Source organism: Mycobacterium sp. E3305 (assembly GCF_001666785.1).
GTDB lineage: Bacteria > Actinomycetota > Actinomycetes > Mycobacteriales > Mycobacteriaceae > Mycobacterium.
In genome coordinates, this window is the sequence record NZ_LZJA01000220.1 from 1 (window position 1) to 888 (window position 888).

General features: G+C 60.8%; 1 protein-coding gene. It reads left to right on the forward strand.

Annotated elements, in window-relative coordinates:
• Positions 1 to 158: 158 nt before the first annotated feature.
• Positions 159 to 888: amidohydrolase family protein (locus A5701_RS20400; RefSeq protein ID WP_156670185.1), on the forward strand; the 730-nt coding region annotated here is incomplete at its 3' end.

The window sequence follows — 888 nt, forward strand, 5'->3', positions numbered from 1 at the left end:
GGGAGGTACGGCTTGTATTCGAGGAGGTCGGCGCCGGCGTGGGTATCCGCAGAAATGACAGTGTAGCGGGACGGGGTCTCAGGGGTGGCCATCAATCATCTCCTCAATGAGAATGCGACACCGGTCATTGTCTCGTGGCCGATAACTATGCATGATGAATGTTTCGTTCGGCGGATTCAACCCCGTCCCGCTACACTGTCATTTCTGCGGATACCCACGCCGGCGCCGACCTCCTCGAATACAAGCCGTACCTCCCGAAGGCGTTCCACGACGACTTCGACGCGTGGGCCACGACGTATGCCAGTCCTTTCGATGACTTGATCATCGCTACCGCAAAGCGCAACTGGGACCATGAGTTGCGTATTTCCGAGATGGACGCTGACGGGGTTGCGGCAGAGCTGTTGCTGCCCAACACTGTTCCTCCCTTCTTTCCGACGTCTCCCAACATCACCATCTCGTTGCCCCAGAACCGAGCAGAGTTCGAACACCGCTGGGCGGGCGTGCAGGCGCACAACCGATGGCAGGTCGATTTTTGTTCGCTGGCACCCGCACGCCGGCGAGGACTGATCCAGGTATTCCCCAACGACGTCGACGCCGCGCTGGACGAAATTCGTTGGGGCAACGAGCAAGGCTGCTTCGGTGGAGTGCTGCTGCCCCCAGTATCGCCGGGCGACCCCAATGTCGCCCCGCTGTTCCACACTCGGTATGAGCCGATTTGGCAGTTGTGCAGCCAACTGGATCTGACGATCGTGCAGCACGGCGGTCCGGGAAGTCCGGCAATGCCCATGGATCAGCCGGCATCCAACGCCGTGCTCATCACGGAAATGGCGCTGTGGGCCCAGCGCAGCCTGGGCCATCTCATCCTGGCCGGGGTTTTCGAGCGTTACC